The 1,186-nt window shown below is 43.1% G+C and carries 1 protein-coding gene; it reads right to left on the bottom strand.

Annotated elements, in window-relative coordinates; genetic code table 11:
• Positions 1 to 39 precede the first annotated feature (39 nt).
• Positions 40 to 1,115, bottom strand: a protein-coding gene (locus DFP81_RS18090; protein ID WP_115899272.1) for an IS3 family transposase whose coding sequence is annotated in 2 segments (ribosomal slippage) — positions 40 to 854 and positions 854 to 1,115 — 1,077 coding nt in all. Because the reading frame shifts where the segments join, the coding sequence is not laid out codon by codon here.
• Positions 1,116 to 1,186: the final 71 nt, after the last annotated feature.

Below are 1,186 nucleotides of genomic sequence, written 5' to 3'. Positions count from 1 at the left end.
GGTAGTCCTCCCTTTTTTAACTGCATTTAAAAGTAGAAGTTAAGCTGCTATGAGAGGTGGTTTACCTCCATTGCCTGTGTGTGGCCTTTCATGATTGTAAAACCATAACCACTTTGTTGCATAGTTTTCGACTTCTTCTAGCGTTTCAAAAAGATGTTTGCTTACCCAGCCATATCTTGCTGTTCGATTGTAACGCTCTATATAAGCATTTTGTTGCGGATTACCTGGCTGAATATAATCAATACGAATATTATGATGCTTAGCCCAGTTAACAAAATCATGGCTGATGAACTCAGGGCCATTATCACAACGAATAATTAACGGTTTCTCCCGCCACTCTAAGAGTTGCTCTAACGTCCTGATAACTCGTAGTGACGGTAGTGAAAAGCCCGCCTCCATAGCCAGCCCTTCACGCTTAAAATCATCAATCACATTGAACAAACGATACTTTCGTCCATCGACAAGTTGATCATGCATAAAATCGATTGACCAGACTTGGTTTGGTCTAGTTGGCTCCTTTAAGGGCTCTGGTATGTTGCGGTTTAGGCGTCGTCTTGGACGAATGCGCAGATTCAGCGCCAGTTCACAGTAGATTCGATAAACACGTTTATGATTCCAACTATGGCCTTTCACATTCCTCAGATAAGAAAAACACAAACCAAATCCCCAGTCAGATTGCTCTTCTGTAAGATCAATCAGTAGGTTCGCTATGTACGAATTTTCATCATTGAATTTTCCCTGATAACGATAACAGGTTTCACTGATGGAAAACGCCACACACGCTAAACGAACACTCATTGGGCGGCTAGCAACAGCATGCTGTGCCATCTCACGTCGTTGAGACGGCTTTACCACTTCTTTGCCATGGCTTCCTGAATCACTTCTGCTTTAAGGCGTTCTTCGGCGTACATCTTTTTAAGGCGACGATTCTCATCTTCAAGCTCTTTCATCCGAGCCATCAATGACGCATCCATACCACCGTACTTAGCTCGCCATTTATAAAAAGATGCGGCACTCATACCATGTTCTCGGCAGAGTTCAGGGACCGGTGTACCCGCTTCGGCTTGTTTTAAAATAGCCATGATTTGACTATCAGTGTAACGAGATTTTTTCATGCAGAACCTCCTGCGTTTAGATTACGAGAAAATTCTACTTTTGGCTGCTGTTATTTTTCGGGGGGATTACC

Source organism: Marinomonas pollencensis, from assembly GCF_003387375.1.
Classification (GTDB): Bacteria; Pseudomonadota; Gammaproteobacteria; order Pseudomonadales; family Marinomonadaceae; genus Marinomonas; species Marinomonas pollencensis.
This window is presented reverse-complemented; position numbering and strand designations above follow the sequence as displayed.